The organism is uncultured Campylobacter sp., from assembly GCF_937949835.1.
Classification (GTDB): domain Bacteria; phylum Campylobacterota; class Campylobacteria; order Campylobacterales; family Campylobacteraceae; genus Campylobacter_B.
On record NZ_CALEDC010000173.1, the window covers coordinates 1 to 7687 of the forward strand.

The window sequence follows — 7687 nt, forward strand, 5'->3', positions numbered from 1 at the left end:
ACTTGCTAGCACCCTTATTTTTCGGGTAAATTTTATTGTAGTTGTAGCTAAAATTTTCAAGCAAGCTTAATCCGGAAGATCGGTCTTTATAGTGAACTAACCGCATCTCGTTAAGCTGCGTAGCCTGATGGGAAATTTTATTTATCTTATTGATTTCGGCAAGCACCGCCTTGCTCTTTTCTTTGATGACGCGGTTGCTTTCTTTTAGCTCTTTTGCCAGCTTATACGCCCGTTTATTTCGCTTTTTGGTATAGAGCAAAAAGAGTTGCAAGAGTTCCTCGTTATTCTTTTTTAGCAGGGCAAGCTCGTCATTTAAAACCTGAATGCGCCCTGCCGTAGCATCGTAGCTTTGCTTGTTTTTATCCTGCATTTTGCAGTAGTAGTCGTTTATTTTATCCTTCGCGGTATAGTCATCGCTCTCAAGCTTTACGGCAGATTTTACCCTGTTAAATTCGCGTTTTAAATCCTTTTGCAAGAAATTTTTATTCTCGTATTTTAGCCCGCGAGCCCCGAGTGAATAGGCAAAATTTGTGCGCACGTCGTCAAAAAACTCTCTAATTTCGCTTCTACTGTCAAAGTGAATTTTTTTCTTAGTAAAGCTGTTTCGCTTATTTAAAACTACGTGCACGTGCGGATTGTTTTGATGAGTATGTAGCACAAAAGCATATTTATGTCCGCTAAAATTTAAACCCAGCACGTTATGCACGCTTTCGCTCAAAGCTCTTAATTTTCGTTGATCGTCGCAGGGCTCGTTGATGGAAAAAATCAGATGCCATGCGTCCTTCGAGTTTAGATTGTCGCCGAAATCCTTGCCCCATTCTTTTAAAATTTCATCGCTACTTACTCTTTCCCCTTTTTCATTGACGGCTGCGCCGTCAAGAGAGTTTTTAAGGGCATAGTCAATACAGCGCTTGATGGAGGTTTTAGGCAAATTTGAAATCATCTTTACGACGGATTGCTTGGCGAAGTCGTTTTTAGGGAAAGGAATATGCGAGCGGGAAAATCCTACGCCGCCTCCAAAGGAAACGTATTTATGCTCCGATTTTGCGGTGCGAGTATAGCCCGCCCTTATGGCTTTTAACTCTTCAAAAAACGCATCCCAATTACGCCTCGCCAAATTCTCTCCCTTTTAAATTTTAAAAAAGTTTTCATAGCTTTTAAACATATTTGCAAAAGATGTTAGCGTAAGTAGCTTTAAAAAAGATAATGCAAGAAAACAGGCAGGATAACCCCTTTTGTATGTCATTTTTTTAAGTTTAGTTCATTTTTACGGCGATGAAGCGCCTAAAAATGGGGAAACTAAACTTAAAAAAGCTCTGATTTTCGGTAATTTTACAACTACCGAAAATAAAATAAAACGTAGAGCGTTTTATTTTTGAAAAAACGAGTAGGCTTTAAAAGGGAGCGCGATGAAAAATTACAAAGATACTTAAAAAATCAAAATCATATTTGCAATGCACTAATACAGAATAATAAAATTTTACTTGGATAAGCTTATGAATAAAATATAAGAAAAATTTAAAAATATTCAGCAAAAATATTCAGAGATAAGCAAAACAGAACGAAAAAGAAAATTTTTAAAAGAATTTGTAAAATTTTTTAAAAAGGGCATTTTGTCAAAGCGTAATATTTTAAAAAATAGATACAAACGCCCATACGTCAATCAAGTCAAAAGAACATAAAAGTAAATAAAAACTTTAAAAATTTTTAAGCGCATAATTTTAGCCCCCTTTAAATCGTTATTTACAAAATCACTTTTACAAAATCTCGCTTTTCAAAAAATAGTATAGTGCTAGAAATCAAAAATATTCTAATCAAAAAAGGAGCAAACAATGAGAGAAGTCTCGAAAAAGGCGAAAGGTATTTTTTACTTTTTAATGTTCTTGCCGTTTTACTTATTCGGAGCGGGCGGCCAAAATGTTTTAAAAACTTTGGAAACAAAGGCGAATGAACAAATCACGGAAGCTGGCAGCAGTGCCGCAAGCGTTATCAATACCGTAATCACCGTATTCGGTATTATCTGGGTCGTAGTATTCTTAACGATAATGTTCGTAAATATCGAGGCTTTAAAAAATAATATAAAATTGCTACTTGGTATCGCGATTATTCTTGGTATTGCATACGGCTTATCTGCCGCAGCAATGTAAAAGGTAAAAGCGAATGATAGTGACCGACTGCTATATGGATTTAACCAAAAGAACAAAAATCATAGGTCTAACGACCACGAGTCTATTCACGATTATAATCGCTGGATTTATCTCGTGGTTTATCTTGATTTTATATTCGTTAGCAGTCGTTGCTATTTTATACTGCTTCTTCTTTATTTTAGAATTTTTTGATGAAGACATATACGACATCATCGGTTCTAAAATGAAAATATCGCAAAACAAATTTTATGCATAGGTTAGAAAATGGCTCGCGGAATAATAGGCGTAATCAAAGAGTGGAATCAAAACAAAAAGAAAGAAAAACTAAAAAGAGAGCTTGGCATTGACGTAAGCCAAGAAAAACCAAGTATTAAAAATAAAACGGAAAACGACGTTTTATCAAAAATCAATAAGATCAATAAAAAAGCGGATGAAATTTTAATGATAGCAGAACCGCAAATTTATACACTGGCAAAAGAAAACAACATCGCCTGCAAATACGGCGAGAATATAATAATCACCAAAGACGGCAACGCAAGTATAGCAGTAGAGCTAAAAGGGGTAAGCTACGCCGGAATCAGCTTAGACGACGAGACGGACTACCTTTTAAACCGCGTTATGTTTTTTACGACTTTGAAAGATGACGTAGAAATAAATTTAATCATCAAAAAAACAAAGCAAGACGACAAAGAATATACAGACAAAAATATAAATCCGTATGCGAACGAGATCATAAAAAAATGGGAAACCGATCAAGATATATACGCTATAAGATACTTTTTAATAATTTCTACGATGACGAAAAATATCACAGGACTACTGGAAAGCTTTAAAACCAAAATGACTAGCGAAGAGGGCGACGAAAGCAACGAAAGCGCAAAATTAAAGCAAAAAATCGAGCTTTTAAGCGATACGTTCTCAAACATCAAAAACTACTTCTCGATTTATCAGCCAAGACAGCTAAGCGGCGATGAGATCATAAATTTTTATGCCACGTATTCAAACGCGAAAGAGACGAACCTTGCATATACGAATGAGCTGATCACAGATAGTTACATAAGCTCATACGTCGAATTTAAAAAAGACTACATAGAGTTTTACCGCAACGACGGCACGACCAAATACGCTAGATTTATCAGCGTAAAAGCCTACGAAACTGAGCAAATCAAGTCGATCATCACCTCAAATTTAATCAAAAGCAATAACGAATTTATGGCTATGATTTATCTAAAAGCCTACGAAAAGCGCAAGGCGATCAAGAAGATAAAGGACACCAAAGCGTTTGCGGTAGAGCTAGTCCGCCAAGAGCTAGATCAGTTAATGGAGCTAATCCAAGCCGACAGAGAAAATTTAGTAGAAACGAGCTTTTCGGTATATTGCCTAGCCGATAGCCTCAAAGAGCTGGAAAACCGCTCGAACGAGCTAAAAAATATCCTAGAAAATCAAGGGCTAAACGTCGTGCGGGAGACGTTAAATCAAAAAGCTCTTTATTTTAGCTTCTTTCCTAGTCGCGGGAATTTAAATGCTAGAAAGAAGACGCTAAATATCAGCAATCTAGCCACTATCGCAAATTTTGAAAACGAAGTAACCGGATTTAACCAAAACGACTGGGGCGGCGAAGCGATAACGACGTTTAAGCACCTAAACGGAACGCCGTATTTATTCAACTTTCACTGGCAACCGGACGGCGACCGCCCGGCAGGCCATACGATGATAGTAGGCGGAACGGGAAGCGGAAAGACGACGCTGGCGCAATTTTTAATGACGAATTTATTTAAATACCCCATAGATATATTTGCGATGGATAAGCTACGCGGTATGTATAACTTCACGAATTACGTAGACGGTGAGTACCATGATAGCGAGAGTGACGGCTTTAAATTAAATCCCTTCAGCTTGGCCGACACGAACGAAAATAGAGACTTTTTAAAATCATGGCTTCGTTTTATGGCCGAAGTCAAAAATGACGAGCATGAGGCCATAAACGATATCAACAACACGGTAGATCGCATATACGACATGAAGCAAGAGGGTCAAACGCTCACGTTAAGCGACTTTATTATTTCGCTTCCAAGCGACAATAACGAAAAATCAAGGCTGAAAATCAGATTTGATAATTACAAGGGCTCAATATTCGACAACAAAGAAGATGCTCTAAATTTTACCAAACAGCTATCAGTGCTAAATATGGACGGCATACTACAAAACAAAAAGACTGCCGGGCTTACGGCCATATATATTTTTCATAAGCTAAAAAATAAAGCCAAAAATAGCGCAGATAAGCGCGGCTTCTTTTGTTTCATAGACGAATTAAAGGATTATTTGCAGGACGAGACGATGCAAGAAAAAATCCTTGAGGCGATCCTAGAAGTCAGAAAAATCGGCGGGGTAATGTGTATGGGTTTTCAAAATATGAGCTTATTTAATAACATCGAACGCGGTTCGTCGTTTTTGGATAATATCGCAAATTTTGTCATTTTTCCGACCAATAGCGAAGAAACGCTGGCGGAATTAAACGCAACGATAGGGCTAACGCCGACGGAGGCTAAATTTTTAAAAGAGACCAATTCGAACGCGAGGCAAATACTGCTAAATATGAAGTTAAGAAACGAGAGCGCAAAGCTGGATATAGACTTATCGAGGCTCGGAAGCTACTTGCGAGTATTCTCGTCAAGCTCGGATAACGTAATGCTTTTAAAACAGCTTAAAAACGATAGCCCGATCCACTGGCGAAAACATTACATAGAATTTAAAGGGAAGAGGAGTTAAGGATGAAAAAGATAGCAATCATCATGGCGGTGGCGATACTAGCCGCATTTTTAAGCGGATGCGCGGATAAGCCGAGCAAAATAGAAAGAATAAGCCCCTGCGCTTGTTACGATTTTATAAAGGTGGGCTAAATGGCATTTGAAGAGAGAAAGATCGACCCAAATTTTATTTTTAGAGCCGAAAGAAGCATTAAGGCATATATGTTTTATACGATTATAGCCCTTGCGGTCGTAAGCGTAAGCCTAGCAGTAGCAATAGCGCTTTTAACGCCGTTAAAGGAAACAAAGCCCGTTTTACTTAAATTTTCAGACGGTGACTCCCGCTTCGTGACCATAGACGATACGAGCCTAAACGTCCGCAGTAACGAAGAGCTGCTAAAAAGCATTTTAGCCGGATACGTTAAAAACAGAGAGATGATAAACCGCATAGACGACGCCGAGCGATACAACGAGATACGCACGCAAAGCAGCAGGCAGGTCTGGGAAGCGTTTCAAAGTTTAGTAAGCGATCCAAACTCGATCTATACGACCAAAAACTATTTCCGCAACATTCAAATTTTAAACGTAGCCGTTTTAAGCCAAAACGTAGCGACGGTCGACTTCCAAGCCGAGATCACGAATCCTACGCGCACCGAAGTAAGCTATAAAAAATATAGAAGCGCGATAGAGTACGACTTTCGCAACCAAAGCGGCACATACGCCGATACGATGAAAAATCCTACCGGCTTTATCGTAAGTAAATATCAAATAACGCAAATTTTGGACGAGAAAGGCTCAAAATGAGAAATTTAATAAAACTTTCTATCGTCTCGGCGCTAGCTTTAAATTTAAGCGCGGCCGAGCCGCAAGAGGGGCTGAGCGAAGAGCAAATGAATCAAATCCGCGCTATTATGCGCCAAACGCAAGAGCTGGTAAACGAGCAGCAGCAAAACGGCTCGATGGGTGAAGATATATTTAACGATAAAAACAAAGACGTAAACAACAATATACAATCGAATTTTAAAATAAATCCGCTCGGACTATACAAACAAAGGCAGCAGCCGCAAGGGGCAAAATTTAACGACCCTAACGGCGGGCAAATTCCCGAACAAGACATAATAGACTTCGGCGGTGCGCCCGATGGTTCGGATAGGCAGATAGGCAAAGACGAGCTGGAGCTTATGAAAAACGCCATCCGCAATCAAGATTTAAAGGCATTGCAGCAAAAATTTCACTCAAAGAAATACAGTGGATACGAAAATACGCAAGTAGTCAAATATCAGCCGGATAAAACCATCAAAATTCGCACGCGCCACGCAATGGCTACGACGCTGATATTTGATAGCGAGATAGACAATTTCGTGCTAGGCGACCAAACCGGCTTTAAAATAGAGCAAATCCCGAGCCAGCCTAACGCCATTGCGATAATTCCGCAGTTAATCGGCATTGATACGAGCCTAACGATTTTTACGGGTGACGGAAAAATCCACACCTTTTATATTTTTTCAACGGATTATAAAAATTCAAGCGATCCAAGCTTCATAGTTCGCATACAAGACGGCGAAACACAAAAAGCCAAGCTGGCTAAACTTGAAACCGACAACAAAGAGTATCTAACCATAAAAGACGGAATAGCCGAGCTGAAAGTCAAAAAAAGCGATATTTACAGCGGATATACGCAAAAAGCCAAAAAAGAAAACGAGTGGCTACTATCGGCTGAAATTTTTAGCGATAAGAAATTTACGTATTTTAAGTATTCAAAAGACGAAATGCCGCAAATTCCTACCATTTACGCAGTCATCGATAAGCAAGATAGCCCGGTAGAAACGAGGGTAATAGGCGATTACATAATCGCGGAGACTATAAATCCGAAATTTACGATTAAAAGCGGTGATAGCTACGTATGCGTAGATCGTAAAGAAACGCAGGCTGAAAAACTAAGAAAAGAGATAAGAAAGAATTTAAACACCGATGAAGAAGCCATAAAACAAAGGCAAAAAGAACATAGCAAAACAATAACAAAAAATCAAGAAAAATATAATGAATCCGTAAAGAAAGCAAGGGGATTTTAAAATGAAAAAGGGGAAGAAAACGCTGCTTTTAAGCCTTGCGACGCTTAGTATAATTTCTTCTCCCCTTTTGGCGGAGGAGATTTTTAACGAAGCGGCCGGGCAAGAGCAGCAAGACGAGCAAATAAGAAATTTGCAAAATCAAAAGGATCTGAATCATCTTTTTGAAAATTCAAAATTTCCGGTCGACGACTACATTTATAAAGCCGGGAAAAAAGCACCGAGCCAAGACGGGCAAAATTTAGGCGAAATTTTAAAGAAAATCGAAGAGTTTGAAGCCAAAAAGCAATCCGGACAGACCGTACCCGGTGCACCGACCGCTACGCCGGAAGATATGACGAGAGAGCAAGAGCAAATGGCGCAGCGCGCTAGAGACAAGCAAGAAGAGCTAAAAGCCAAGCAAGAGAGCCTGAAACAAGAAATAAGGAGAGACAACCAGGCCGCCTACGAAAACAAAATGCGCGAGCTAATAAGAGCTCAAATTTTAGCTAATCGCAATAACGAAATAAAAAACGTAAATCAAAACTCCCAAAAATACGGCGCCGACGGCTTCTCAAATCAAAAGAGTATAGATATCAGCACGAACGAGCACAGGCTATACCGCACCATTAGAGCGGGACGGCTAATCCCGGCAATTTTAACGAGCGCGATAAGCTCGGATTTAAGCGGAATAGTAACGGCTCAAATAGAGCAAGACATATATGCCGCAATGGGGCGAGCGGTG

At 39.3% G+C, this 7687-nt stretch carries 7 protein-coding genes and 1 pseudogene; 7 read left to right on the top strand and 1 reads right to left on the bottom strand.

All coding sequences use genetic code 11. The annotated features are described in order from the left end of the window. Positions 1–1117 (bottom strand): relaxase/mobilization nuclease domain-containing protein (locus Q0256_RS03740; RefSeq protein WP_297960163.1); only part of this gene is annotated, 1117 nt, incomplete at its 3' end. A gap of 715 nt (positions 1118–1832) precedes the next feature. Here Q0256_RS03740 and Q0256_RS03745 point away from each other — a divergent pair. The 7 genes and pseudogenes from Q0256_RS03745 to Q0256_RS03775 all read left to right on the top strand — a co-directional run. Beyond that, on the top strand, positions 1833–2147 hold the full coding sequence (locus Q0256_RS03745) for a hypothetical protein (RefSeq protein ID WP_297960165.1): 315 nt from the start codon (positions 1833–1835) through the stop codon (positions 2145–2147). Between the two features lie 13 nt (positions 2148–2160). After that, positions 2161–2403, top strand: a complete 243-nt coding sequence (locus tag Q0256_RS03750; protein ID WP_002952523.1) for a hypothetical protein — start codon at positions 2161–2163, stop codon at positions 2401–2403. 8 nt (positions 2404–2411) lie between these two features. Beyond that, complete coding sequence (locus Q0256_RS03755; RefSeq protein ID WP_297960169.1) at positions 2412–4916, top strand: type IV secretion system DNA-binding domain-containing protein; 2505 nt, start codon at positions 2412–2414, stop codon at positions 4914–4916. Positions 4917–4918: 2 nt separating this feature from the next. Beyond that, positions 4919–5047: a hypothetical protein gene (locus Q0256_RS03760; protein ID WP_004319245.1), complete on the top strand. Its 129-nt coding sequence runs from the start codon at positions 4919–4921 to the stop codon at positions 5045–5047. Beyond that, entirely contained in the window at positions 5048–5698 is a 651-nt protein-coding gene (locus Q0256_RS03765; RefSeq protein WP_004319155.1) for a VirB8/TrbF family protein, read from the top strand. Continuing rightward, positions 5695–6966 (top strand): TrbG/VirB9 family P-type conjugative transfer protein, encoded by a 1272-nt coding sequence (locus tag Q0256_RS03770; protein ID WP_297960174.1) that lies wholly within the window; start codon positions 5695–5697, stop codon positions 6964–6966. The genes Q0256_RS03765 and Q0256_RS03770 overlap by 4 nt, the downstream gene beginning before the upstream one ends. A 1-nt stretch (position 6967) precedes the next feature. Beyond that, a pseudogene (locus Q0256_RS03775) lies at positions 6968–7687 on the top strand (hypothetical protein); the annotation flags it as partial.

Excerpts from the sequence above, each read along its gene's own strand:
- Q0256_RS03750 (WP_002952523.1), top strand. The coding sequence starts at position 2,161 with ATGATAGTGACCGACTGCTATATGGATTTAACCAAAAGAACAAAAATC.
- Q0256_RS03770 (WP_297960174.1), top strand. The coding sequence starts at position 5,695 with ATGAGAAATTTAATAAAACTTTCTATCGTCTCGGCGCTAGCTTTAAAT.
- Q0256_RS03765 (WP_004319155.1), top strand. The coding sequence starts at position 5,048 with ATGGCATTTGAAGAGAGAAAGATCGACCCAAATTTTATTTTTAGAGCC.
- Q0256_RS03755 (WP_297960169.1), top strand. The coding sequence starts at position 2,412 with ATGGCTCGCGGAATAATAGGCGTAATCAAAGAGTGGAATCAAAACAAA.
- Q0256_RS03760 (WP_004319245.1), top strand. The coding sequence starts at position 4,919 with ATGAAAAAGATAGCAATCATCATGGCGGTGGCGATACTAGCCGCATTT.
- Q0256_RS03745 (WP_297960165.1), top strand. The coding sequence starts at position 1,833 with ATGAGAGAAGTCTCGAAAAAGGCGAAAGGTATTTTTTACTTTTTAATG.